At 71.7% G+C, this 24,987-nt stretch carries 25 protein-coding genes; 10 read left to right on the top strand and 15 right to left on the bottom strand.

The window, feature by feature from the left end:
- Positions 1-7: 7 nt before the first annotated feature.
- Positions 8-547, bottom strand: a complete 540-nt coding sequence (locus tag ACZ501_RS00450) for a TetR/AcrR family transcriptional regulator (protein WP_361599187.1) — start codon at positions 545-547, stop codon at positions 8-10.
- A complete protein-coding gene (locus ACZ501_RS00455; protein WP_468791415.1) occupies positions 547-870 on the bottom strand; it encodes a DMT family transporter in 324 nt (107 codons plus the stop codon). Before ACZ501_RS00455 ends, ACZ501_RS00450 begins: the two co-directional genes overlap by 1 nt.
- A 106-nt stretch (positions 871-976) precedes the next feature.
- Between ACZ501_RS00455 and ACZ501_RS00460 the strand changes: the two genes are divergently transcribed.
- Positions 977-1,843 carry a hypothetical protein gene (locus ACZ501_RS00460; protein WP_468791418.1) on the top strand — a complete coding sequence of 289 codons (867 nt, stop codon included), beginning with the start codon at positions 977-979 and terminating at the stop codon, positions 1,841-1,843.
- 153 nt (positions 1,844-1,996) lie between these two features.
- Here ACZ501_RS00460 and ACZ501_RS00465 read toward each other — a convergent pair whose 3' ends face one another.
- Genes ACZ501_RS00465 through ACZ501_RS00500 form a run of 8 tightly spaced genes read right to left on the bottom strand, consistent with a single transcriptional unit; the run spans position 1,997 to position 8,593 of the window.
- Positions 1,997-2,341, bottom strand: a complete 345-nt coding sequence (locus ACZ501_RS00465) for a metal-sulfur cluster assembly factor (protein WP_361599178.1) — start codon at positions 2,339-2,341, stop codon at positions 1,997-1,999.
- Positions 2,338-2,799 carry a Fe-S cluster assembly sulfur transfer protein SufU gene (sufU, locus tag ACZ501_RS00470; protein WP_361599175.1) on the bottom strand — a complete coding sequence of 154 codons (462 nt, stop codon included), beginning with the start codon at positions 2,797-2,799 and terminating at the stop codon, positions 2,338-2,340. The genes ACZ501_RS00465 and sufU overlap by 4 nt, the downstream gene beginning before the upstream one ends.
- 36 nt (positions 2,800-2,835) lie before the next feature.
- Complete coding sequence (locus tag ACZ501_RS00475; RefSeq protein WP_361599172.1) at positions 2,836-4,092, bottom strand: cysteine desulfurase; 1,257 nt, start codon at positions 4,090-4,092, stop codon at positions 2,836-2,838.
- Positions 4,089-4,856 (bottom strand): Fe-S cluster assembly ATPase SufC, encoded by a 768-nt coding sequence (gene sufC, locus ACZ501_RS00480; protein WP_361599169.1) that lies wholly within the window; start codon positions 4,854-4,856, stop codon positions 4,089-4,091. The genes ACZ501_RS00475 and sufC overlap by 4 nt, the downstream gene beginning before the upstream one ends.
- A 7-nt stretch (positions 4,857-4,863) precedes the next feature.
- Complete coding sequence (locus ACZ501_RS00485; protein ID WP_007263437.1) at positions 4,864-5,181, bottom strand: bifunctional 3-phenylpropionate/cinnamic acid dioxygenase ferredoxin subunit; 318 nt, start codon at positions 5,179-5,181, stop codon at positions 4,864-4,866.
- Complete coding sequence (gene sufD, locus ACZ501_RS00490; protein WP_361599165.1) at positions 5,181-6,359, bottom strand: Fe-S cluster assembly protein SufD; 1,179 nt, start codon at positions 6,357-6,359, stop codon at positions 5,181-5,183. Before sufD ends, ACZ501_RS00485 begins: the two co-directional genes overlap by 1 nt.
- 60 nt (positions 6,360-6,419) lie before the next feature.
- Positions 6,420-7,835, bottom strand: a complete 1,416-nt coding sequence (sufB, locus tag ACZ501_RS00495) for a Fe-S cluster assembly protein SufB (protein WP_361599162.1) — start codon at positions 7,833-7,835, stop codon at positions 6,420-6,422.
- On the bottom strand, positions 7,832-8,593 hold the full coding sequence (locus tag ACZ501_RS00500; RefSeq protein ID WP_468791421.1) for a helix-turn-helix transcriptional regulator: 762 nt from the start codon (positions 8,591-8,593) through the stop codon (positions 7,832-7,834). Before ACZ501_RS00500 ends, sufB begins: the two co-directional genes overlap by 4 nt.
- 313 nt (positions 8,594-8,906) lie before the next feature.
- Here ACZ501_RS00500 and ACZ501_RS00505 point away from each other — a divergent pair, with 313 nt between their 5' ends.
- The 4 genes from ACZ501_RS00505 (at position 8,907) to ACZ501_RS00520 (ending at position 12,823) form a co-directional block, all read left to right on the top strand.
- A complete protein-coding gene (locus ACZ501_RS00505; protein WP_468791424.1) occupies positions 8,907-9,833 on the top strand; it encodes an ABC transporter ATP-binding protein in 927 nt (308 codons plus the stop codon).
- Positions 9,830-10,597, top strand: coding sequence for an ABC transporter permease (locus ACZ501_RS00510; protein ID WP_361599153.1), 768 nt, complete (start codon positions 9,830-9,832; stop codon positions 10,595-10,597). The genes ACZ501_RS00505 and ACZ501_RS00510 overlap by 4 nt, the downstream gene beginning before the upstream one ends.
- A 92-nt stretch (positions 10,598-10,689) precedes the next feature.
- On the top strand, positions 10,690-11,826 hold the full coding sequence (locus ACZ501_RS00515; RefSeq protein WP_468791427.1) for a hypothetical protein: 1,137 nt from the start codon (positions 10,690-10,692) through the stop codon (positions 11,824-11,826).
- A gap of 4 nt (positions 11,827-11,830) precedes the next feature.
- Positions 11,831-12,823: a COX15/CtaA family protein gene (locus ACZ501_RS00520; protein ID WP_468791430.1), complete on the top strand. Its 993-nt coding sequence runs from the start codon at positions 11,831-11,833 to the stop codon at positions 12,821-12,823.
- A 25-nt stretch (positions 12,824-12,848) separates the two neighbouring features.
- On the opposite strand, the gene ACZ501_RS00525 is transcribed toward ACZ501_RS00520, so the two are convergent.
- The 3 genes from ACZ501_RS00525 to ACZ501_RS00535 all read right to left on the bottom strand — a co-directional run bounded on the left by ACZ501_RS00525 (position 12,849) and on the right by ACZ501_RS00535 (position 15,366).
- The gene (locus tag ACZ501_RS00525; RefSeq protein ID WP_468791433.1) at positions 12,849-13,943 is read right to left on the bottom strand and encodes an amidohydrolase family protein; all 1,095 of its coding nucleotides are present in this window, start codon (positions 13,941-13,943) and stop codon (positions 12,849-12,851) included.
- Between the two features lie 106 nt (positions 13,944-14,049).
- Entirely contained in the window at positions 14,050-14,409 is a 360-nt protein-coding gene (locus tag ACZ501_RS00530) for a hypothetical protein (RefSeq protein WP_468791436.1), read from the bottom strand.
- Positions 14,410-14,424: 15 nt separating this feature from the next.
- Positions 14,425-15,366 carry a heme o synthase gene (locus ACZ501_RS00535; protein WP_361599138.1) on the bottom strand — a complete coding sequence of 314 codons (942 nt, stop codon included), beginning with the start codon at positions 15,364-15,366 and terminating at the stop codon, positions 14,425-14,427.
- A 319-nt stretch (positions 15,367-15,685) separates the two neighbouring features.
- Between ACZ501_RS00535 and tkt the strand changes: the two genes are divergently transcribed.
- From tkt to pgl, 5 genes are all read left to right on the top strand, one after another.
- Positions 15,686-17,773 carry a transketolase gene (gene tkt / locus ACZ501_RS00540; RefSeq protein WP_361599135.1) on the top strand — a complete coding sequence of 696 codons (2,088 nt, stop codon included), beginning with the start codon at positions 15,686-15,688 and terminating at the stop codon, positions 17,771-17,773.
- 35 nt (positions 17,774-17,808) lie between these two features.
- Positions 17,809-18,927 carry a transaldolase gene (tal, locus tag ACZ501_RS00545; protein ID WP_361599132.1) on the top strand — a complete coding sequence of 373 codons (1,119 nt, stop codon included), beginning with the start codon at positions 17,809-17,811 and terminating at the stop codon, positions 18,925-18,927.
- 2 nt (positions 18,928-18,929) lie between these two features.
- Positions 18,930-20,459, top strand: coding sequence for a glucose-6-phosphate dehydrogenase (gene zwf, locus ACZ501_RS00550; protein WP_361599261.1), 1,530 nt, complete (start codon positions 18,930-18,932; stop codon positions 20,457-20,459).
- Positions 20,456-21,592, top strand: a complete 1,137-nt coding sequence (gene opcA / locus ACZ501_RS00555) for a glucose-6-phosphate dehydrogenase assembly protein OpcA (RefSeq protein WP_468791439.1) — start codon at positions 20,456-20,458, stop codon at positions 21,590-21,592. Before zwf ends, opcA begins: the two co-directional genes overlap by 4 nt.
- Before the next feature lie 372 nt (positions 21,593-21,964).
- The gene (gene pgl, locus ACZ501_RS00560) at positions 21,965-22,747 is read left to right on the top strand and encodes a 6-phosphogluconolactonase (protein ID WP_361611403.1); all 783 of its coding nucleotides are present in this window, start codon (positions 21,965-21,967) and stop codon (positions 22,745-22,747) included.
- A gap of 63 nt (positions 22,748-22,810) precedes the next feature.
- Here pgl and pgi read toward each other — a convergent pair whose 3' ends face one another.
- Both pgi and ACZ501_RS00570 read right to left on the bottom strand, forming a co-directional pair.
- Entirely contained in the window at positions 22,811-24,463 is a 1,653-nt protein-coding gene (pgi, locus tag ACZ501_RS00565) for a glucose-6-phosphate isomerase (RefSeq protein WP_468792631.1), read from the bottom strand.
- 169 nt (positions 24,464-24,632) lie between these two features.
- The gene (locus tag ACZ501_RS00570; protein WP_007263454.1) at positions 24,633-24,968 is read right to left on the bottom strand and encodes an RNA polymerase-binding protein RbpA; all 336 of its coding nucleotides are present in this window, start codon (positions 24,966-24,968) and stop codon (positions 24,633-24,635) included.
- Positions 24,969-24,987: the final 19 nt, after the last annotated feature.

Here is a 24,987-nt window from a genome sequence, read left to right on the forward strand (position 1 = left end):
CCCCGCCTCAGGCTCCCGGCCCCAGCACCCGGGCCAGGACCTCGCGGGCGTACGGCTCGTCGTACGGGGCGCCCGTCAGCAGCACCTGGAGGCTGATGCCGTCCATCACCGCCACCAGCGCCCGCGCCGTGACCGGGTCGGTGTGCTCCTCCATCGCGCCCGCCAGGGCCCCGCACCATTCGGCGGCGACCGGCCGCAGCGCGGGCCGGCGCAGCGCGGCCAGGTAGAGCTCGTACTCCAGCTCCGCCCGGCCCCGGTCCGCCGACAGGGTCTCGCCCAGCAGCCGCGCCAGCGCCCCGGCGAGGTCCTCGCCCGGGCGCACGGCCAGGACGGGGGCGAAGGCCTCGGCCGCCTGCCGCAGGGCGGCGGTCAGCAGGTCGTCCAGGGTCGCGAAGTGGTAGGTGGTCGAACCCAGCGGTACGTCCGCCTCCGCCGCCACGCTGCGGTGGCTGAGCCCCCCGATGCCCTTGGCCGCCACCACCCGGATCGCGGCGTCGATGATCCGCTGACGGCGCCCGGGGTCGTACCGCCGCACTCCGGCGGCCATCAGTGCGCCGTCCCGCCCAGGTTCAGCAGCACCACGCCGCCGATGACCAGGGCGATCCCGGCGATCCTCGCGGCGGTGGCCGCCTCCCCCAGGAACACCATGCCGATCGCGGCGATGGCGGCGGTGCCCACACCGGCCCAGATCGCGTACGCGGTGCCGACCGACATCGTCTTCAGCGTCCGCGCGAGCAGGGTGAAGGCGATGACGTAGCCCAGCAGCGTGCCCAGCGAGGGCCACAGCCGGGTGAAGCCGTCGCTGTACTTCATGGCGGTGGTGCCGGCGACTTCCGCGGCTATGGCCGCGGCGAGCAGGACGTAGGGCATGTGTACGACAGTACACATCGATGCGTACACATGTACACACGCACGCCCGCAGACACGCGCGCGGCGCGGAGCTACGGTGTCCCCCTCAGGGGACGGGGGGCCGCGCATGGCGCAGTACGGGACCCACACGGGCGGCGGCTGGCTGCCCCCGCCGCGACCCCGGCCCGGCGTGGTGCCGCTGCGGCCCCTGGGGCCCGGGGACATCCTCGGGGCCGCGGTCACCACATTGCGCCGGTACGGCGGCGCGCTGGGCGGCGCGCTCCTCCTCGGCCAGCTGACGGCCGGGCTGCTGGTCGCCGCGGCGGCCGGGGCGGCGACCCTCGCCTCCCTCAGCCGCAGCTCCGGCAGCCGGGTCTTCGTGTGGACCCTGTTCCCGGCGGCGGCCCTGTTCCTGCTGTTCACCTGCGCGCTGGCCACCGCCTTGACCGCGGTGCTGCTGCGCCCGGCGGTGCTCGGCCGCCCGGTCACCGCGCCGGGGCTGCTGCGGGCGGCGCTGCCCCGGACGCCGGGCGTGCTCGGCGCGCAGCTGCTGGCCCTGCTCACCGCGGCGGCCCCCCTGGCGGCCGGCGCGGCGGCCGGGCTGCCGGCCCCCGCGCTGCTGCCGCTGGTCCCCGTCGCCCTGTGGCTCGGTGTGCTGTTCGCCCTGGCGCCGACCGCCGCCGGGTTCGAGGGGCTCGGGCCGGTGGCGGCGCTGCGGCGCTCGGCCCGCCTGGTGCGGGGCGCGTGGTGGCGCACCCTCGGCGTCACCGTCCCGGCGGTGGCGTTCACCGGGGCGGCCGGGTACGCGCTCCAGGCCTGGTTCGGCCTCGCCGGAGCGTTGTCGGCCCTCGTGCTGCTGCCGGCCTTCCCACAGCTGCCCACCGGGCTGCTGTACGTGGACCGGCGGATCCGCCGCGAACACCTGGCCGCGTCACTGGCGGCGAGCGCGCACCCGGACCCGGACCCTGACCGGAAGCCGGTCAGCCCGGCGTGACCCAGGCCGCCCGGCCCTTCCCCCGCTCCGGGGATCCGGACACCGCGGCCGACTCCCGGTGCGAACCGCCGGCCCGGAGAACGCCGGAGAACCCCCGGGAACGCCGAAGGCCCCCGCACGACCGTGCCGGGGGCCCTCACGCGTACGCGTGGGTCAGACGTTGAAGCCGAGCGCGCGCAGCTGCTCACGGCCGTCGTCCGTGATCTTGTCCGGGCCCCACGGGGGCATCCAGACCCAGTTGATGCGCAGCTCGTTGACGATGCCCTCCGTCGCGGACTTCGCCTGGTCCTCGATGACGTCCGTCAGCGGGCAGGCCGCCGAGGTCAGGGTCATGTCGAGGGTGGCGATGTTCGCGTCGTCGACGTGGATGCCGTAGATCAGCCCCAGGTTGACGACGTCGATGCCCAGCTCGGGGTCGACCACGTCGTAGAGGGCCTCACGGACCTCCTCCTCGGTGGCCGGCTTGATCGACGCCTCGGGCGTCGCGTTCTCGGTCATGCCGTCTTCCTCTCCGCGTCGCCCAGCACCTGGGCGGTCGCGTCCTTCCACGCCATCCAGCTCAGCAGAGCACACTTCACGCGCGCCGGATACTTGGAGACGCCGGCGAACGCGACCGCGTCCTCCAGCACCTCCTCCATCTCCTCGTCGGGCTCCATCTTGCCCTTGGACTGCATCAGCTCCAGGAACACGCCCTGGATCTTCTGCGCCTCGGCGAGTTCCTTGCCCACGAGCAGCTCGTTGAGCACGGACGCGCTGGCCTGGCTGATGGAGCAGCCCTGGCCCTCGTAGGAGACGTCGGTGAGCGTCTCGCCGTCGTACTTCACGCGCAGCGTGATCTCGTCGCCGCACGTCGGGTTGACGTGGTGCACCTCGGCGTCGCCGTCGCGCAGGCCGCGCCCGTGCGGGTGCTTGTAGTGGTCCAGGATCAGTTCCTGGTACATCGAATCCAGCTTCACAGCGTCCTCGTCAGCCTCGTGTCGTCCGACTCGTCGTCATCCGAAGAAGTTCCGTACGTGCTCCAGCCCGTCGATCAGCGCGTCGACCTCGGCGGGAGAGGAGTACAGATAGAAAGACGCTCGCGTGGTCGCCGGAATTCCGTACCGCAGGCAGACGGGGCGCGCGCAGTGGTGGCCGACGCGGACGGCGATGCCCTGCTCGTCCAGCACCTGGCCGACGTCGTGCGGGTGGATGTCCCCGAGCGTGAAGGAGATCGCGGCGCCGCGGTCCTCGGCCGTCATCGGGCCGATGATCCGCAGGTCGGGCACCTCGAGGAGGCGCTGGACCGCGTACTCGGTGATCGCGTGCTCGTGCGCGGCGATGTTCTCCATGCCGATCGAGGACAGGTAGTCCACGGCCGCGCCGAGGCCGACGGCCTGGGCGATCGGGGGCGTGCCGGCCTCGAACTTGTGGGGCGCGGGGGCATAGGTCGAGGCGTGCATCGACACGGTCTCGATCATCTCGCCGCCGCCGAGGAACGGGGGCAGGTCCTCGAGCAGCTCCTGACGGCCCCAGAGGACGCCGATGCCGGTCGGGCCGCACATCTTGTGGCCGGTGAAGGCCACGAAGTCGGCACCCAGCGCCTGGACGTCCAGCGGCATGTGCGGGGCGGCCTGCGAGGCGTCGATCAGCACCAGGGCGCCGACGTCCTGGGCGCGCCGGACGATCGCCTCGACCGGGTTGACCGTGCCCATGATGTTGGAGACCAGCGTGAAGGAGACGATCTTCGTCTTCTCCGTGATGACCTCTTCGATGTTGGACAGGTCGAGCCGGCCGTCGTCGGTGAGGCCGAACCACTTCAGCTTCGCGCCGGTGCGCTGCGAGAGCAGCTGCCACGGGACGATGTTGGAGTGGTGCTCCATCTCCGTGATGGCGATCTCGGTCTCGCGGTCGACCCGGTAGGGCTCGTCCGCCCAGCCGAGCATGTTCGCGACCAGGTTGAGCGACTCCGAGGCGTTCTTGGTGAAGATCACCTCGTCGCGGCTCGGCGCGTTGATGAAGGCGGCGACCTTGTCGCGGGCACCCTCGTACAGCGCCGTGGCCTCCTCGGCGAGCACGTGCACGCCGCGGTGGACGTTGGCGTTGTGCTGCTCGTAGTACTCGTTCAGCGCGTCGAGCACCTGGCGCGGCTTCTGCGAGGTCGCCGCGTTGTCCAGGTAAACGATCTTCTTCCCGTCGTGGACCACACGATCCAGCAGGGGGAAGTCCTTGCGGATCGCCTCGATGTCGAGGAGGCCAGGCAGCTGTGTCACGCGGTCGCGCCACCCTTCGTGCTGTACGACTCGTAGCCTTCCGCCTCCAGCTTGTCGGCGAGCTCGGCGCCACCGGACTCGACGATGCGGCCTTCCGAGAAGACGTGGACGAAGTCGGGCTTGATGTAGCGGAGGATCCGCGTGTAGTGCGTGATCAGCAGCGTGCCGACCTCGCCGGTCGAGCGGACGCGGTTGACGCCCTCGGAGACCTGGCGCAGCGCGTCGACGTCCAGACCGGAGTCCGTCTCGTCGAGGATCGCGATCTTCGGCTTGAGGAGCTCCAGCTGGAGGATCTCGTGGCGCTTCTTCTCACCGCCGGAGAAGCCCTCGTTGACGTTGCGCTCGGCGAAGGCCGGGTCCATCTGGAGCTGCTCCATCGCGGACTTGACCTCCTTCACCCAGGTGCGCAGCTTGGGGGCCTCGCCGCGGATGGCGGTGGCGGAGGTGCGCAGGAAGTTGGAGACCGAGACGCCGGGGACCTCGACCGGGTACTGCATGGCGAGGAAGACGCCGGCGCGGGCGCGCTCGTCGACGGACATCTCCAGGACGTCCTCGCCGTCGAGGGTCACGGTGCCACCGGTGATGGTGTACTTCGGGTGACCGGCGAGCGAGTACGCCAGGGTGGACTTGCCGGAGCCGTTGGGGCCCATGATGGCGTGCGTCTCACCCTGCTTGACCGTGAGGTCGACGCCCTTGAGGATCTCGCGGGCGCCGTTCTCGGCTTCGACGGAGACGTGCAGGTCGTGGATTTCAAGCGTTGCCATGGGTACCTCAGGACTCCTGGGTGAGGGAGACGAGCACGTCGTCCCCTTCGATCTTTACGGGGTAAACGGGGACGGGGCGCGTCGCGGGCAGACCGGAGGGCTTGCCGGTGCGCAGGTCGAAGGCCGACCCGTGCAGCCAGCACTCGATCATGCAGTCCTCGACCTCACCCTCCGAGAGCGAGACGTTCGCGTGCGAGCAGATGTCGTTGATCGCGAACACCTCCCCCTCGGTGGAGACGATGGACACCGGCGTGCCGTCGAGTTCCACCCGCTTGGGGGTGTTCTCCTCCAGCTCGCTCAGCGCACAGGCCTTGACGTAGCCCATCAGACGGCCGCCGCCAGCTCGGCCTCGATCTTCGTGATGAGGCGCTCCTCGATGTCCGCGACACCGATCTGCTGGACGAGCTCGGCGAAGAAGCCGCGCACCACCAGGCGGCGGGCGTCGTCGGCCGGGATGCCGCGGGCCTGGAGGTAGAAGAGCTGCTCGTCGTCGAAGCGGCCGGTCGCGGAGGCGTGGCCGGCGCCGACGATCTCGCCCGTCTCGATCTCGAGGTTCGGCACCGAGTCGACCCGCGCGCCGTCCGTGAGGACCAGGTTGCGGTTCATCTCGTAGGTGTCGGTGCCCTCGGCGGTCTTCTCGATGAGGACGTCACCGATCCAGACCGCGTGGGCGTCCTGGCCCTGGAGCGCGCCCTTGTAGACCACGTTGGACTTGCAGTGCGGGGCGTCGTGCGTGACCAGGAGACGGTGCTCCTGGTGCTGGCCGGCGTCCGTGAAGTACAGGCCGAGCATCTCGGACTCGCCGCCGGGGCCGGCGTAGCGCACGCGCGGGTGCAGGCGTACGACGTCGCCGCCGAAGGTCACGACCACGGACTTGAAGCTCGCGTCGCGGCCGATGAGGGCGTTGTGCTGCGAGGTGTGCACCGCGGTGTCGTCCCAGTCCTGGACGGACACGAAGGTCACCTTGGCGCCGTCGCCGACGAGGATGTCGACGTTGGCGGCGCGCACGCCGTCACCGGTGTGGTCGATCACGATGATCGCCTCGGCGAAGGGCTTGATGTCGAAGACGGTGTGCCCGAAGGTCGTGCCGCCCTCACCGTGGAGCGAGACCCGGATGGGCTCGGCGAGCACGGTCTCCTTGGGCACGGTGACGACCGTGGCCTTGGCGAACGAGGAGAAGGCCTGGGCGGCGACCCGGTCGACGGGGACGCCGGCCTTGCCGATCCGCTCGTCGCCGCGCTCGACGGACTCGACCGTCACGCCCTCGGGGGCGTCGATCTGGGCCTTCATGGTGCCGTTGGCGACCGCGGTGCCGTCGTGCAGGCCCTTGAGGCGGGCGAGCGGGGTGAACCGCCACTCCTCCTCGCGGCCGTGCGGAACGGGGAAGTCGGCCACGTCGAAGGACGGGGGCGCGCTCATCCGGGTGGCGACGGTGGACTCGGCGGCCACCGCGATCGCGCCGGCGGTGGTGGAGCCCGCCGGGATGTTCTGAGGCTCAGCCATGGCTGTCGTCTTGCTCTCTTCCTACGTCAAAGAATGTGCTGCGTGCGGGACGGCCGGGGACTAGCCGACCGACCCCTCCATCTGCAGCTCGATCAGCCGGTTGAGCTCCAGCGCGTACTCCATGGGCAGCTCCTTCGCGATCGGCTCGACGAAGCCGCGCACGATCATGGCCATGGCCTCGAACTCGGTGAGGCCGCGCTGCATCAGGTAGAAGAGCTGGTCGTCGGAGACCTTGGAGACGGTGGCCTCGTGGCCCATCGTCACGTCGTCCTCGCGGACGTCCACGTAGGGGTACGTGTCCGAGCGGGAGATGGTGTCGACCAGCAGCGCGTCGCACAGCACGTTGGACTTGGAGCCCGCGGCGCCCTCGCCGATCTCGACCAGACCGCGGTACGAGGTGCGGCCGCCGCCTCGCGCCACCGACTTGGAGACGATGTTGGAGGAGGTGTTCGGCGCCATGTGCACCATCTTGGAGCCGGCGTCCTGGTGCTGGCCCTCGCCCGCGAAGGCGATGGACAGGGTCTCGCCCTTGGCGTGCTCGCCCATGAGGTAGACGGCCGGGTACTTCATGGTGACCTTGGAACCGATGTTGCCGTCGATCCACTCCATGGTCGCGCCCTCGTACGCCACGGCGCGCTTGGTGACCAGGTTGTAGACGTTGTTCGACCAGTTCTGGATGGTCGTGTAGCGGCAGCGGCCGCCCTTCTTCACGATGATCTCGACCACGGCGCTGTGCAGCGAGTCCGAGGAGTAGATCGGGGCGGTGCAGCCCTCGACGTAGTGGACGTAGGCGTCCTCGTCGACGATGATCAGCGTCCGCTCGAACTGGCCCATGTTCTCCGTGTTGATGCGGAAGTAGGCCTGGAGCGGGATGTCCACGTGGACACCCTTGGGGACGTAGATGAAGGATCCGCCCGACCACACGGCCGTGTTCAGCGAGGCGAACTTGTTGTCGCCGACCGGGATGACCGTGCCGAAGTACTCCTGGAAGAGCTCCGGGTGCTCCTTGAGCGCGGTGTCCGTGTCGAGGAAGATGACGCCCTGCTCCTCCAGGTCCTCGCGGATCTGGTGGTAGACGACCTCGGACTCGTACTGGGCCGCGACACCGGCGACGAGGCGCTGCTTCTCCGCCTCGGGGATGCCGAGCTTGTCGTACGTGTTCTTGATGTCCTCGGGCAGGTCCTCCCAGGAAGCGGCCTGCTTCTCGGTGGAGCGCACGAAGTACTTGATGTTGTTGAAGTCGATGCCGGAGAGGTCGGAGCCCCACATCGGCATGGGCTTCTTGTCGAACAGCTTGAGGCCCTTGAGGCGGAGGTTCAGCATCCACTCCGGCTCGGACTTCTTCGCCGAGATGTCGCGGACGACGTCCTCGGACAGACCCCGCTTGGCGGCGGCACCGGCCGCGTCGGAGTCGGCCCAGCCGTATTCGTAGGTGCCCAGGCCATCGAGCTCAGGGTGAGCAGTCTCCGTGGTCATGCGGGGTTCCTCCCGGCCGTACTTGCAGATACTGATGTGTCGGTCTGTGTGGCGCTCGCGCCGCGCGGGATGAACGTGGTGCACACCCCGTCGCCGTGGGCGATGGTCGCGAGTCGCTGCACGTGCGTCCCGAGCAGGCGGGAGAAGACCTCGGTCTCCGCCTCGCAGAGCTGCGGGAACTGCTCGGCGACGTGTGCGACCGGGCAGTGGTGCTGACAGAGCTGTTCACCGCTGTGCGGACCGGGAGCGCTCTTCGCCGTAGCAGCGTACCCGTCCGCGGTCAACGCCCTGGCCAGGGCCTCGGTGCGGGCCGCGGGCGCGGCCGCCTCCACGGCTTCCCGGTAGCCCCGCGCCTGCGTCTCCATCCGCGCCCTCGCGAAGGCGGCGATGGCCGCCTCGCCCTTCTCGCCTCCGCCGACGGACTGCGCGATCCAGCGCAGGGCGTCCGCGGCGAGGGTGTCGTAGGACTGGTCGAAGGCGTCGCGGCCGCAGTCGGTGAGCGCGAACACCTTGGCGGGCCTACCCCGGGTGCGCGTGCCGTACACGCGCTGCTCACGGGGTGCGACCACGTCGTCGGCGACGAGCGTGTCGAGGTGGCGGCGGACGGCGGCCTGGGTGAGGCCTAGGCGCTGTGCGAGGTCGGCGACGGTGGAGGGGCCGTGGTCCAGGATGGACCGCGCGACCCGGTTGCGGGTTGACCGCTCCCCGGTCGCGAGCTCCCCCTGGGGGGCCTCACTGATCCGTTCGCCGTTTTTCACAACGCCATTGTTGCGTAATTACGTGAGCCCCGACAAGCCGTGACGGAGGCCACGTCCGGTGGCGTCCATCACTAAGGGTTACCTTATTTATCTACGGAGAGTTAAACGGTATATGTCATTACGCTTTCCCGCGCGGCGCCGCCCGTACGCCGGGAAACGGCCCCCACCAGCGGACCTGCACCCACGGCGGCTCCCGGGAGGCTGAGCGTCAGGTTCCGGAAAAAGTCACCGAAAGCCGTGGGGCCGCCCAGGACCACACGGCTGAAAAGAGCGGTGTCCGGCCGCCATCCGGGGCTCCGTAGACTCACTCACCATGAGCAACGACCCCGCCGTGGAGATCCGCGGACTGGTGAAGCGGTACGGCCCCAAAACCGCCGTGGACGGCCTGGACCTCACCGTCGCGCGCGGCTCCGTCACCGCGGTACTCGGCCCCAACGGCGCGGGCAAGACCACCACCGTGGAGACCTGCGAGGGATACCACCGCCCCGACGCCGGCACCGTCCGCGTCCTCGGCCTCGACCCGGTCGCCGAGGCCGAGCGGCTGCGCCCGCGCGTCGGCGTGATGCTCCAGTCCGGCGGGGTCTACTCCGGCGCCCGCGCCGTCGAGATGCTGCGCCACATGGCCGGGCTGTACGCCGACCCCCTCGACGTCGGCGCCCTCGTGGAGCGCCTCGGCCTCGACGGCTGCGGCCGCACCCCGTACCGCCGGCTCTCCGGCGGCCAGCAGCAGCGGCTCGCCCTGGCCATGGCCGTCGTCGGCCGCCCGGAACTGGTCTTCCTGGACGAGCCCACCGCCGGACTCGACCCGCAGGCCCGCCGCGCCACCTGGGACCTCGTACGGGAACTGCGCGCCGACGGCGTCACCGTCGTCCTCACCACCCACCACATGGACGAGGCCGAGCAGCTCTGCGACGAGGTCGCCATCGTGGACGCCGGCAAGGTCATCGCCCACGGCAGCCCCGAGCAGCTGTGCCGCGGCGGCGCCGAGAACACCCTGCGCTTCACCGGCCGCCCCTCCCTCGACCTCGCCTCGCTGCTGAAGGCCCTGCCCGACGGCACGCACGCCGCCGAGCTCACCCCGGGCGCGTACCGGGTCACCGGCGACGTGGACCCGCAGCTGCTGGCCACCGTCGCCTCGTGGTGCGCCCAGCACGGCGTACTGCCCGACAGCCTCTCGGTGGAGCGGCACACCCTCGAAGACGTCTTCCTCGAGCTGACCGGTAAGGAGCTGCGCGCATGAGCGCCGGTACGTTCACCCCCCGGCCCGGTGCCGCGCCGGTCGCCCGGATGATCCGGGCGCAGACCGCGCTGGAGACCCGGATGCTCCTGCGCAACGGGGAGCAGCTGCTGCTCACCGTGATCATCCCGGCGCTGCTGCTGACCCTCTTCTCCGCCGTGGACATCGTCGACACGGGAACGGGCGCGGCCGTCGACTTCCTGGCCCCGGGCGTCCTCGCGCTCGCCGTGATGTCCACCGCCTTCACCGGCCAGGCCATCGCCACCGGCTTCGACCGCCGCTACGGGGTGCTCAAGCGGCTCGGCGCCTCCCCGCTGCCGCGCTGGGCGCTGATGGCCGCCAAGACCCTGTCGGTGCTGGTGACGGAGGTGCTCCAGGTCGCCCTGCTGACGGTGATCGCGCTCGCGCTGGGCTGGTCCCCGCACGGGAACCCGCTGTCGGTCGCGGTGCTGCTGCTGCTCGGCACGGCCGCCTTCTCCGGGCTCGGGCTGCTGATGGCCGGCACCCTCAAGGCCGAGGTGACCCTGGCCGCGGCGAACCTGGTGTTCCTGCTGCTGCTGGTCGGCGGCGGGGTGATCGTGCCGCTGGAGAAGTTCCCCGGCGCGGTGCAGGCCGTCCTCGGCCTGCTGCCGATCTCGGCGCTGTCCGACGGGCTGCGCGAGGTGCTCCAGCACGGGGCCGCGCTGCCGTGGGGGGACGCGGCCGTACTCGCCGGCTGGGCGGTCCTGGGCCTCGGCGCCGCGGCGAAGCTGTTCCGCTGGGAGTGAATCCACCCTCCTGGTCGTTGGCCCGTCGGGAGGATGACCAGCCTCCGGGAGGTTGACCAGCCTCCACAGACCGGGACGCCGGGGGGCGTGGCATGGCGCAGCGGGAGGCCGCTCTGCGGCTGGACGAACAGTGGGCGCGGATCAGGTCGGGGGAGGCGCACGCCGGGCCCGCCGAGAGCGAGCGGCTGCTGCGGGAGCTGATCGGCGCGCTGCGCGAGCCCGCCCGCACCGACCCCGAGTGCGCCGCCCGGCTCGGGCTGCGCCTGGGCGACCTCGCGGCACGCCGGTTCGGGGGCGGGGACCGGGCCGGGGCGCTGGCCGCCGTCGAGGAGGGGCTCGGCCACGCGCGGCGGGCCGCGCCGCACGCGCCGGAGTACGCCCGCTGGTACGCCCGGGGTCTGATCAACCAGGGGGTCTGGCTGGCCTGGCCGCTGAGCGACGGGGCCCGGCTGCCCCGGCACCCGCTGGGCGGGGGCGCCGGGAACGGCCCGGGCGTGATGGAACGGGCGGCCGGCGAGCGCGCCCGCGACCTGACGCGGACCGCCGTCGAGGTCTGGGCGGGCCTCGACCAGGAGGATCCCGTCAACCGCCGGGGGCTCGCGCAGGCCAAGGTGTTCCTCGCGGACCGGCTCGCGGAGCTGGGCTCGGCCGCCGAGGCGGTCGCCTGGGCGGTGGACGCCGAGGCCGGGTTCCGCCGGCTGCTGCTCGCCGCGCCCTCGCCCGAGGAGGCGCGGGAGGCCGAGGAGGCCCTGGACCACGTCGGCCGCCAGCTGGAGCTGCGGCTGCGCTTCCTGGACCCCGACGCGCTGGCGGGGCTGCGGGGCCGGGGGCTGCTGCCCGACCGGCTGCTGCCGCAGGCGGTGGTGGCCGCCCGCATCCGGGGCCTGCCCGAGGCCGGGATCGGGGCGCGGCTGGGGCTGGACGCCGAGCAGGTGGCCACGATGCTGGAGGTCACCCCGTGGCTCGCGGTGTGGCGGGTCGAGGTGCGCGGCCCCGACGGGCTGTGGAGCGTGCAGCCGGCGCCGTGGCAGGGGTCGGCGCAGGTGCGGGGGCGGACCGCCGCGGAGGTGGGGGGCGGGCTGGTGCGGGGGTTCGCGAAGTCGCCGCTGCGTCCCGGTGAGGGCGTCCCGTGGCGGGTCCTCGTGTGGTGGCACGAGGAGGGCGACCCGGCCGGGGCCGCGTTCCGCCTGGTCACCGGGCCCGGCTCACCGGCCGGCACCCCCTCGTGAAACTTTGCACAAGGCGCCGCATACGATAGGCGCCGTGTTGAACCCATTCGCATACATCGCCGACCGCTGGACGCCGTCACCCCGGGTCGTCCGGAGGGCCGCGTCCGCCGCGCTGCTGATGAGCGTGGCCATCATCGTCACCGGCGGCGCGGTGCGGCTGACCGGCTCCGGTCTCGGCTGCGACACCTGGCCCAAGTGCACCGACGACAGCCTGGTCGTCACGCAGGCCCAGGGCTTCCACGGGGCCATCGAGTTCGGCAACCGGATGCTCACGTACGTGCTGTCCGCGGCCGTCGGCTGGTTCATCCTCGCGGCCCGTGCGGCCAAGCCGTGGCGGCACTCGCTGACCAGGCTCGGCTGGATCCAGTTCGCCGTGGTGATGTGCAACGCGGTCCTCGGCGGCATCACCGTCCGGACCGGGCTCAACCCGTACAGCGTCGCGGGGCACTTCCTGCTCGCCACCGCCCTGATCGCGGTGACCACCGTCTCCTGGCAGCGCACCCGCGAGGGCGACGGCGCCCCCCGGCCGCGCGTGCCCGCACCGGTGCGCAAGCTGTCCTGGGCGCTGATCGCCACCACCCTCGTGCTGATCGCGGCGGGCACGGTCGTGACCGGCTCCGGTCCGCACGCCGGTGACAAGAGCGAGATCAAGCGGATGCCGTTCGACTGGGCGGCCACCGCCCACGTGCACGCGATCGCCGCGTGGCTGGTCTGTGCGCTCGCCGTCGCCGTGTGGCTGGTGCTGCGGGTGGTGGACGCCCCGGCGGACACCCGGGCGCGCGCCCGCGACCTGCTGGTCGTCCTGCTCGCCCAGGGCGCCGTCGGCTACGTGCAGTTCTTCACGCAGCTGCCCGAGGTGCTCGTCGCCGTGCACATGCTGGGCTCCTGCCTGGTGTGGATCTCGGTGCTCCGCGTGGCCCTCGCCCTGCGCGAGCGCTCCGCCGAGCAGCCGCAGGAGAGCCCGGCGCGGGACGAGGAACAGCTCTCGGCGGTCTGATCCGCGGCCCCGCGGCCCGGCGCCGTCAGCCCCGCTCTCCGAGCCGGTAGACGCGCCGGGCGTTGTCCGCCGCGAGCATCCCCGCGACGCGCTGCGCGTCCTGCCAGGACCAGGCCCCCTCGGCGACCCAGCCGCCCAGGACCCGGCCCAGCGCCTCGCGGAACACCAGCGCGCCGACGGCGTGCAGCTCGGGCAGGTTCCGCCCGCCGCTGGAGAACATCAGCTTGCCGAAGGGCGCGAGCTCCAGCAGCTCGGCCAGGACGGCTCCGGCCCGCGGCCCCGTCCGTACGAGGACCGGGCCGAGGTCGGCGTGGACGTGCGGGTACGCCGCCGCCAGGCGGGCGGTGTGCCGGTGGTACGGGTACCCGCCGCGCAGCACGAGCCGCGCGCCCAGGCCCTCGGTGGCCCGTACGAACCCGGCCAGCGGCCCGGGGTCGGCCCCGCCGGTGTGCAGCTGGAGCGGCAGCCCGCAGGTCACCGCGCTCCACAGCAGGTGCCGCAGGAGTACGGGGTCCCGCGGCTCCGCCCCCCTGGTCCGCGCGGCCAGCCACCTCTCGGCCGCCCCCCGTACCTCGCCGGGCCCGGGCGGCCCCGGGTCGGCGGCCAGGGCGGCCGCGAAGCCGGTGCGGGTCCCGCACGCGAAGGCGACGGCCGCCGCGGCGGCGTGGTGGACGGCCGCGGCGAGGTTGGCGAGGAAGGCGGCGACGGTCCCGGAGGTGTCGGCGGCCTGCCCGGCCAGCAACTCCAGCCGGACCACCTCGAAGGCCTCGGCGTCCCCGGCGAGGGCCAGCTCCTTGGGGTCGGTGAGGTCCCCCGGGGCGCCCGTGTCGACGAGGTACGCCCCGGTCCCCGAGCCCCGCAGCAGCCGCCTGGCGGTCTCGGACGCACCCAGCTCGCGCCGCCGGGCCAGGTAGCGGGCGGGCGCGCAGTGCGGCTCCAGGCCGAGCAGCGGCGGGCACCAGCGGCGTACGGCGAAGCCGGTCTGGGTGTCGAAGAAGGTGGTGCCCGGGGCGGGCGGGCCGGCCGAGCCGGTCAGCTGGGCCTCGAAGGTGGCGAGTCCCAGCTCCGTACGGAGCACTCCCTGGCAGTACTGGTCCACCAGGGGCGGCGTTTCGATCATCCGGGCATCCCGTTGCGGACGTGAGGAAGCGGCTTCCACACGTCCTAACGGGTGAGCGGGGTGTGAAGTTTTGCCCGCTCTGTTGACCGACCCGCGTTCGAAGTCCTCAGGCGGCCGGGTTGGCGGGGCCGCCGAGCTGGATGCCGGCCATCCGGGTCCACTCGTAGGGGCCGGTCTTCACCCGGGCGGCGAACTCGCCGTCGAACTCCTCGTGGAGGGTCAGCCCGGCCTGCTCGGCGGCCAGCTCGGCCACGGCGTACGTCGGGGCCACCAGGTCGCCCCAGGCGCCGTCGGTGCCCACGAGCACGATCCGGGTGCCGGCCTGGCCGATGTGCGCGAGCTGGCCCTCGGCGCCGCCGTGCTTCCTGGCGAACGCGCCGATCTGCCTGGCCAGCTTCGCGGCCTTACGGTCCTGCTTCTTGTCTGCGGTGGGTGCGGTGTCCGCGGTCTCTGCCATGGAGGGCATGCTACCGGCGAGTAATCAGCGGAGGAAGGGATCCACGGCGACGGCGACGAAGAGGAGCGACACATAGGTGATCGACCAGTGGAACAGCCGCATCTCCTTGAGCTTCGCACCCGTCACCCCGGCCTTGGCCCGCGCGCTCAGCCCGTGCGCCTCCCACAGCCACCAGCCGCCTGCCAGCAGGGCGACCGAGGTGTAGAACCAGCCGGTGTACCCCAGCGGGGTCAGCAGCAGCGAGACCGCCACCATCACCCAGCTGTAGAGGACGATCTGGCGCGCGACGGCCTTGTTGCCCGCCACCACCGGCAGCATCGGCACGCCGACCCGCGCGTAGTCGTCCTTCACCTTCATGGACAGCGGCCAGTAGTGCGGCGGCGTCCAGAAGAAGATGACGAGGAAGAGGATGACGGCGGCCCAGGAGACCTCGTTCTTCACCGACGACCAGCCGATGAGCACCGGCATGCAGCCGGCGATCCCGCCCCAGACGATGTTCTGCGCGGTGCGCCGCTTCAGCAGCATCGTGTAGACGACCACGTAGAAGAGGAGCGCGCCGAGCGCGAGGGCGGCCGACAGCCAGTTGATCAGCAGACCGAAGAACAGGGTCGAGGCGACCCCGAGGGAGATGCCGAAGACCAGGCACTCGGTCGGGCTCACCATGCCGGTCACCAGCGGGCGCTGCGACGTGCGGTCCATCAGCGCGTCGATGTCGCGGTCGATGTACATGTTCAGCGCGTTGGCGCCGCCCGCGGAGAGGTAGCCGCCGAAGCAGGTGGCGAGCACCAGCCACAGCGACGGCACACCCTGCTCGGCGAGGAACATCACCGGCACTGTGGTGATCAGCAGAAGTTCGATGATCCGCGGCTTGGTCAAAGCCACGAAAGCCATGGCCCGGGCCCCGAACGGCCGGTGACCGGAGCTCGTCCCGAGCACCCCCGCTGGACGGGATTCGACGGCCGTCACGCACACCCCTGAGAGAGAATCCAGCAAGCTCCGTCACGGCCCCTTCAGTAAATGAAGGGCCGGTAAAGGCTTGCGCGTACCACGCCACTGTAGACGTAGCTCTTCCTCCGCCCTGCGCGGGGGTCGCCTCGTGTTGGGCCGATCGGACCGAGGGCCGGGTCCGCGACGGCGGACCGCAGGTGAACGGCGGACACCGGGAGGGCGACGCATCCCCGGCACTCGAATAGCCGCACGGCCTCGCGGGGGTAGGCTCGGAATCGCGCCGGTGTCACCGTTCGTCACCGGCAAAACAACATGTGGAGAGGAGCCCTGACCAACGGTGAGCACCAAGCCGACCACCCCAGAGCTCGAGTGGACCGAACTGGACCAGCGGGCCGTCGACACCGCCCGCATCCTGGCCGCCGACGCGGTCCAGAAGGTCGGGAACGGCCACCCCGGTACGGCGATGAGCCTGGCCCCCGCCGCGTACACGCTTTTCCAGAAGGTCATGCGGCACGACCCGGCGGACCCCCAGTGGGTCGGCCGTGACCGTTTCGTGCTCTCCGCGGGGCACTCGTCCCTGACCCTTTACACCCAGCTCTACCTGGGCGGCTTCGGCCTGGAGCTGGACGACCTCAAGTCCTTCCGCACCTGGGGCTCCAAGACCCCCGGCCACCCGGAGTACGGCCACACGGCCGGCGTGGAGACCACCACCGGCCCGCTGGGCCAGGGCGTCGCCAACGCGGTGGGCATGGCCATGGCCGCCCGCTACGAGCGCGGCCTGTTCGACCCGGAGGCGGCCCCGGGCACCTCCCCGTTCGACCACATGGTCTACGCGATCGCGGGCGACGGCTGCCTCCAGGAGGGCATCTCCCACGAGGCGTCCGCGCTGGCCGGCCACCAGAAGCTCGGCAACCTGGTCCTGCTGTGGGACGACAACCACATCTCCATCGAGGGTGACACGGAGACGGCCGTCTCCGAGGACACCATGAAGCGCTACGAGGCGTACGGCTGGCACGTCCAGCGCGTCGAGCAGCAGGAGAACGGCGACCTCGACCCGAAGGCGCTGTTCGCCGCCCTCCAGGCCGCCAAGGCCGAGACCGGCCGCCCGTCCTTCATCGCGGCCCGCTCGATCATCGCCTGGCCCGCCCCGCACGCCCAGGGCACCGAGGCCGCGCACGGCTCGGCCCTCGGCGGTGACGAGGTCGCCGCGACCAAGCGCGTGCTCGGCTTCGACCCGGAGCAGACCTTCGAGGTCTCCGACGAGGTCCTGGCCCACACCCGCGGCCTGGGGGACCGCGGCCGCGACGCCCGCGCCGCCTGGGAGAAGGACTTCTCCGCCTGGCGCACCGCCAACCCGGAGCGCGCCGCCGCCTTCGACCGCATCGAGTCCAACGAGCTGCCCGAGGGCTGGGAGGACAAGATCCCCGTCTTCGAGCCCGGCAAGGGCGTCGCCACCCGCGCCGCCTCCGGCAAGGTCCTCGAAGCGCTCGGCGCGGTCATCCCGGAGCTGTGGGGCGGCTCGGCCGACCTGGCCGGCTCCAACAACACGACCATCGACAAGACCTCCTCGTTCCTGCCGGTGGGCAACCCGCTGCCGGAGGCCGACCCGTACGGCCGCACCATCCACTACGGCATCCGCGAGCACGCCATGGCCGCGGTCATGAACGGCATCGCGCTGCACGGCCACACCCGCATCTACGGCGGCACCTTCCTGGTGTTCTCCGACTACATGCGCAACGCCGTCCGCCTCTCCGCCCTGATGCACCTGCCGGTGACGTACGTGTGGACGCACGACTCCATCGGCCTCGGCGAGGACGGCCCGACCCACCAGCCGGTCGAGCACGTCGCCTCCCTGCGCGCCATCCCGGGTCTGAACGTCGTCCGCCCGGCGGACGCGAACGAGACCGCCGTCGCCTGGCGCGAGATCCTGCGGCGCCACACCAAGGTGTTCGGCAAGGGCGCCCCGCACGGCCTGGCGCTCACCCGCCAGGGCGTGCCGACGTACGAGCGCAACGAGGACACGGTCAAGGGTGGCTACGTGCTGCTGGAGGCCGAGGGCGGTCCCGCCGAGGTCGTCCTGATCGGCACCGGCTCCGAGGTCCAGCTCGCCGTCGCCGCGCGCGAGGCGCTCCAGGCCGAGGGCGTGCCCGCCCGGGTCGTCTCGATGCCTTGCGTCGAGTGGTTTGAGGAGCAGTCCCAGGAGTACAAGGACAGCGTGCTGCCGCCTTCCGTCAAGGCCCGAGTCGCGGTCGAGGCGGGCATCGGCCTGACCTGGCACCGTTACGTCGGGGACGCGGGACGGATCGTCTCGCTGGAGCACTTCGGTGCCTCGGCCGACGGCGCCGTCCTGTTCCGCGAGTTCGGCCTCACCGCCGAAGCCGTGACCGCAGCCGCCAAGGCCTCCATCGCCGCCGCCGCGCGCTGACGACCGGCACCTGAACCAGTAGGAGATGTAATCCCATGGCAGACGCACTCAAGCGCCTCTCCGACGAGGGCGTGGCGATCTGGCTGGACGACCTGTCCCGCAAGCGCATCACGTCCGGCAACCTGGCCGAGCTCATCGACCAGCAGCACGTGGTCGGTGTCACCACCAACCCGTCGATCTTCCAGAAGGCCATCAGCCAGGGCGACGGTTACGACCAGCAGCTCTCGGACCTCGCCGCCCGCAAAGTGACCGTCGAGGAAGCCATCCGCATGATCACCACGGCGGACGTCCGCGACGCCGCCGACATCCTGCGGCCGGTCTTCGACGCCACCGACGGCCAGGACGGCCGGGTCTCGATCGAGGTCGACCCGCGCCTGGCCCACAACACCAAGGCCACCGTCGCCGAGGCCAAGCAGCTGGCCTGGCTGGTGGACCGCCCGAACACGCTCATCAAGATCCCGGCGACCATGGGCGGCCTGCCCGCGATCACCGAGGTCATCGGCCGGGGCATCAGCGTCAACGTCACGCTGATCTTCTCGCTGGAGCGTTACCGCCAGGTCATGGACGCCTACCTGGCGGGCCTGGAGAAGGCCAAGGCCGCGGGCCTGGACCTGTCCAAGATCCACTCGGTGGCCTCCTTCTTCGTGTCCCGCGTGGACACCGAGATCGACAAGCGCCTGGACGGCATCGGCACCGACGAGGCCAAGGCCCTGAAGGGCAAGGCGGCCCTCGCCAACGCCCGTCTGGCCTACGAGGCGTACGAGGAGGTCTTCTCCTCCGAGCGCTGGGCGGCCCTGGACAAGGCGCACGCCAACAAGCAGCGCCCGCTGTGGGCCTCGACCGGCGTCAAGGACCCGGCGTACAAGGACACCCTGTACGTGGTGGACCTGGTCGCGCCCGGCACCGTGAACACCATGCCCGAGGCGACCCTGGAGGCCACCGCCGACCACGGCGAGGTGTCCGGCGACACCATCCGCGGCACCTACGAGCAGGCGCGCGCCGAGCTGGACGCGGTCGCGAAGCTCGGCATCTCGTACGACGATGTGGTGCAGCTGCTCGAAGACGAAGGCGTCGAGAAGTTCGAGGCGTCGTGGAACGACCTGCTGAAGTCGACCGAGGCGGAGCTCAAGCGCCTCGCCCCCGCGGAGGACTGAGTATTTTGTCGGTAAACGGAGCGAACCCGCTTCGTGACGCACAGGACCGGCGGCTCCCGCGCATCGCGGGGCCGTCCGGCCTGGTCATTTTCGGCGTTACGGGTGACCTGTCGCGCAAGAAGCTCATGCCCGCCGTCTACGACCTGGCGAACCGCGGCCTGCTGCCTCCGGGCTTCTCGCTGATCGGTTTCGCCCGCCGTGAATGGCAGGACGAGGATTTCGCCCAGGAGGTGTACGAGGCGGTCAAGCAGCACTCGCGCACCCCCTTCCGTGAGGAGGTCTGGCAGCAGCTGGTGCAGGGCTGCCGGTTCGTGCAGGGCGAGTTCGACGACGACGCGGCCTTCGAGACGCTCAAGTCGACGATCGAGGAACTCGACAAGGCCCAGGGCACGGGCGGCAACTTCGCCTTCTACCTCTCGGTGCCGCCGAAGTTCTTCCCCAAGGTGGTCCAGCAGCTCAAGAACCACGGGCTGGCGCAGAAGGAAGGCTCCTGGCGGCGCGCCGTCATCGAGAAGCCCTTCGGCCACGACCTGAAGAGCGCGGAAGAGCTCAACCAGGTCGTCCACGAGGTCTTCCCCCGTGACGAGGTCTTCCGGATCGACCACTACCTCGGCAAGGAGACCGTCCAGAACATCCTGGCGCTCCGCTTCGCCAACACGATGTTCGAGCCGATCTGGAACCGGTCGTACGTCGACCACGTCCAGATCACCATGGCCGAGGACATCGGCATCGGCGGCCGGGCCGGCTACTACGACGGCATCGGCGCGGCCCGCGACGTCATCCAGAACCACCTGCTCCAGCTGCTGGCGCTCACGGCGATGGAGGAGCCCGGCTCCTTCCACCCCAAGGCGCTCGTCGCGGAGAAGCTGAAGGTGCTCAGCGCCGTGGAGATCCCCGAGGACCTGGGCAAGCACACCGTGCGCGGCCAGTACTCGGCGGCCTGGCAGGGTGGCGAGAAGGTCGTCGGGTACCTCGAAGAGGACGGCATCGACCCCAAGTCGAAGACCGACACCTACGCGGCCATCCGCCTGGAGATCAACAACCGCCGCTGGGCGGGCGTCCCCTTCTACCTGCGCACGGGCAAGCGCCTGGGCCGCCGGGTGACGGAGATCGCGGTGGTCTTCAAGCGGGCCCCGTACCTGCCGTTCGAGTCGGGCGCGACCGAGGAACTGGGGCAGAACGCCCTGGTCATCCGGGTCCAGCCGGACGAGGGCGTGACGGTGCGCTTCGGCTCGAAGGTACCGGGCACCTCCATGGAGGTCCGGGACGTCACGATGGACTTCGCCTACGGCGAGTCCTTCACGGAGTCCAGCCCCGAGGCCTACGAGCGGCTCATCCTCGACGTCCTCCTCGGCGACGCGAACCTCTTCCCGCGTCACCAGGAAGTCGAGCTCTCCTGGAACATCCTCGACCCGATCGAGGAGTACTGGGACAAGCACGGCAAGCCCGCGCAGTACGCGGCGGGCACCTGGGGGCCGGTCGAGGCGGACGAGATGCTCGCACGAGACGGACGGAGCTGGCGCCGGCCATGAAGATCGACCTCACGGAGACCACCTCCAGCAAGATCAACGCCGCGTTGGTGCAGGCGCGCCGGGACATCGGCACGCCGGCCATCGGCATGGTCCTCACGCTGGTGATCGTGACCGACGAAGAGAACGCGTACGACGCGCTCAAGTCGGCGAACGACGCGTCCCACGAACACCCCTCGCGGATCGTCGTCGTGGTCAAGCGGGTCAGCCGCTCCCCGCGCAGCCGCCGCGACGCCCGTCTCGACGCGGAGATCCGTGTCGGGGCGGACTCCGGCACCGGGGAGACGGTGGTGCTGCGCCTGCACGGCGAACTGGTCAACCACGCCCAGTCGGTCGTGCTGCCGCTGCTGCTGCCCGACGCCCCCGTGGTGGTCTGGTGGCCGGAGGGCGCCCCCGGGAACCTGGCGGGCGACCCGCTGGGCGCGCTGGGGCAGCGCCGGATCACGGACACGTACTCCGCCGAGGACCCGATCGGGGCCCTCGGCCTGCGGGCGGAGGCGTACCGGCCGGGTGACACGGACCTGTCGTGGACCCGGATCACCCCGTGGCGCTCCATGCTGGCCGCCGCGCTGGACCAGCAGTCGGTGTCGGTGGTCTCGGCGACCGTCGAGGGCGAGGACGAGAACCCGAGCTGCGAGCTGCTGGCCATGTGGCTGGCGGACCGCCTCGGGGTCCCGGTCGAGCGGACCCTGTCGGACGGGCCCGGGCTGACCGCCGTACGGCTGGAGACCAAGGACGGCGTGATCGTCCTGGACCGGGCGGACGGCGCGCTGGCGACGCTGTGCATGCCGGGGCAGCCGGACCGCGCGGTGGCGCTCAAGCGCCGGGACACGGCGGAGCTGCTGGCGGAGGAGCTGCGCCGGCTGGATCCGGACAACACGTACGAGGCGTCGCTGAAGTTCGGCGTCACCCGCCTCCACGCGTCGGCCCCGACCCGGACCAAACCGGCCAACGGCGCCAGCGCCTCGGCCGGTACCGGTGCCGAGCCCGGCGCCGGGGCCGAGGGCGGCTCGGGATCCGGAGCCGAGGCGGAGGCCGGCACCAGCGCCGGGGCCGAGGCCCGTTCCGGGGCCGGATCCAAGGCTTCCGCGGCGAAGCCGGCGGGCAAGCCGGCCAAGCGGGCGACGGCCAAGTAGCGAAGCGGGACGGGGGCCGCTGCGCGGAGCGGTCCCCTACCCGCCCTTCCACCGTTCCCCGGGCTCCGCCCGGACCCCTTCCGGGGCTCCGCCCCCGCACCCCCGCGCCTCGAACGCCGGCGGGGCTGCAAGACCTGGGGCTCCGCCCCAGACCCCGCGCCTCAAACGCCGGCGGGGCTGGATTTCGCGCAGCGAAATTCCAGCCCGCGCGCCGTTCGAGCGCAACGGGGTCCGGGGCGCAGCCCCGGTTTCGGGAAGGGGCGGGGTGGGGAACAGCTCCGCGCAGCGGCACCCGGCACCCGGCACCCGGAGGGGCGCGGCACACCGCAGCGCCCACCACCCCAACCACCAAGAAGGCGGCAGCACATGGGCATGACGACTCCTCAGGTCGTCGTCCACCGGGACAAGGAGCTGATGGCCCAGGCCGCGGCGGCCCGGCTCATCACCAAGATCGTGGACGCACAGGCGGCCCGCGGTTCGGCCTCCGTGGTCCTCACCGGCGGCCGCAACGGCAACGGGCTGCTCGCGGCCCTCGCCGCCGCCCCCGCCCGGGACGCGGTCGACTGGTCCCGCATCGACCTCTGGTGGGGCGACGAGCGGTACGTGCCCGCCGACGACCCCGAGCGCAACCACGTACAGGCCCGCGAGGCCCTCCTGGACTCCGTCCCGGTCGACCCGGCCCGCGTGCACGCCATGCCCGCCTCGGACGGCCCGTACGGTGCCGACGCGGACGCCGCCGCGGCCGCCTACGCCGCCGAGCTGGCCCGGGCCGCCGGGCCCGAGGACCACGGCCCGGTGCCCCGGTTCGACGTCCTGATGCTGGGCGTGGGCCCGGACACCCACGTGGCGTCCCTGTTCCCCGAGCACCCGGCGGCCCGCGAGACCGAGCGCACCGTCGTCGGCGTGCACGGGGCCCCCAAGCCCCCGCCGACCCGGATCTCGCTCACCCTCCCGGCGATCCGCGCGGCCCGCGAGGTCTGGCTGCTCGCGGCCGGCGAGGACAAGGCCGGGGCGGTGGCCATCGCCCTCGGCGGCGCCGGCGGGGTGCAGGCCCCGGCCGCGGAGGCGTACGGCCGCTCCCGCACCCTGTGGCTGCTGGACCGCGCGGCGGCTGCCAAGCTGCCCGCCGGGCTGTACCCCCCTGCCTCGGCCTGAACGGGGGCACGGCGAAGGGCCCCGCACCGGATCGTGTCCGGTGCGGGGCCCTTCCGGCGTTCGTCAGCGCCCGCGCAGCTCCCGGTACGTGGCCACCAGCGCCCGCGTCGACGGGTCCAGGCTCTCCACGTGCGAGCCCTCGGTCAGGGCCGGCTCCACGCGCTTGGCGAGGACCTTGCCGAGTTCGACGCCCCACTGGTCGAAGGAGTCGATGTTCCACACCGCGCCCTGGACGAACACCTTGTGCTCGTACAGGGCGATGAGCTGGCCCAGTACCGACGGGGTCAGTTCCCCGGCGAGGATGGTCGTCGTCGGGTGGTTGCCCTGGAAGGTCTTGTGCGGGACGAGGTCCTCGGCGACGCCCTCCGCCCGGACCTCCTCGGCGGTCTTGCCGAAGGCCAGGGCCTGGGTCTGCGCGAAGAAGTTCGCCATCAGCAGGTCGTGCTGGGCCGCCAGCGCCGGGGACAGCTCGGCCACCGGGCGGGCGAAGCCGATGAAGTCGGCCGGGATCATCCGGGTGCCCTGGTGGATCAGCTGGTAGTAGGCGTGCTGTCCGTTGGTGCCGGGCGTGCCCCACACCACCGGGCCGGTCTGCCAGTCCACCCGGTCGCCGTTGCGGTCGACGGACTTGCCGTTGGACTCCATGTCCAGCTGCTGCAAGTAGGCGGTGAACCGGGAGAGGTAGTGGCTGTACGGGAGCACCGCGTGCGACTGCGCGTCGAAGAAGGCGCTGTACCAGATGCCCAACAGGCCCAGCAGGAGCGGGGCGTTGCGCTCGGCGGGCGCGGTGCGGAAGTGCTCGTCCATGGCGTGGAACCCGCCGAGCAGCTCGCGGAACGCGTCCGGGCCGATGGCGATCATCAGGGAGAGGCCGATGGCCGAGTCGAAGGAGTAGCGTCCGCCGACCCAGTCCCAGAACTCGAACATGTTGGCCGGGTCGATGCCGAACTCGGTGACCTTCTCGGCGTTGGTGGACAGCGCCACGAAGTGCCGTGCCACGGCGGCCTGGTCACCGCCGAGGCCCGCGAGCAGCCATTCCCGCGCCGAAGTGGCGTTGGTGATGGTCTCGATGGTGGTGAAGGTCTTCGAGGCGATGATGAACAGCGTTTCCGCCGGGTCGAGTTCCCGTACGGCCTCGTGCAGGTCGGCGCCGTCCACGTTGGACACGAACCGCAGGGTCAGCCCGCGGTCGGTGAAGGCGCGCAGCGCCTCGTACGCCATCGCGGGGCCCAGGTCGGAGCCGCCGATGCCGATGTTGACGACGTTCTTGATGCGCTTGCCGGTGGACCCGGTCCACCGGCCCGACCTGACCTGGTCGGAGAAGGCCGCCATCTTGTCGAGGACCGCGTGCACGGCGGGGACGACGTTCTCGCCGTCCACCTCGACGACCGCGTCCCGGGGGGCGCGCAGCGCGGTGTGCAGGACCGCGCGGTCCTCCGTCACGTTGATCTTCTCGCCGCGGAACATCGCGTCCCGCAGCTGTGCCACGCCGGTGGCCGCGGCCAGTTCGCGCAGCAGCCCGAGCGTCTCGTCGGTCACGAGGTGCTTCGAGTAGTCGATGTGCAGGTCCCCGACCCGCAGCGTGTAGCCGGTGCCCCGGCCCGGGTCCGACTCGAACAGCTCCCGCAGATGCGTCTGCCCCAGCTCTTCCCGGTGCTTGCCGAGTGCCTGCCACTCGGGCGTCCGGTTGAGCCTCGTACGGCTGTCTGCGTTCATCTCGGACATCAACCCACTTCTTCCGTCCTGTTGTGCCCCGCCACCGTCCAACCTAAGGGATCGGATGGGGGACAACGCACACAAAGGGGCCCGGCCCGCGGGATTCGCTTTCCCACGGGCCGGGCCCCCAGTCGCTCTCGAGTGCGGCCCCGCCGTCGTCGGCCGGGTGTCAGATCTCGCCGCGGAGCTTGGCCAGGGCCTCGGCGAGGATCGCCTCGCCGTCGGCGTCCGTGCGGCGCTCTCGGACGTACGCGAGGTGCGTCTTGTACGGCTCGGTGCGCGGCGGCGCGGGCGGGTTGTCCCGGTCCTGGCCGGCCGGGAACCCGCAGCGCGGGCAGTCCCAGGTGTCCGGCACCTGCGCGTCGCTGGCGAAGCTCGGCTGCGTCTCGTGCCCGTTCGAGCACCAGAAGGAGATGCGCAGGCGGGGCGCGGACTCACCGCGCTCGGCCTCGCCCATCGGCCCGGCTCCGACCCGACTTCCACGAATCGCGTTGCCACTTGCCACGGTCGTAACTCCCTGCGTG

The organism is Streptomyces sp. NPDC034085 (assembly GCF_055575555.1).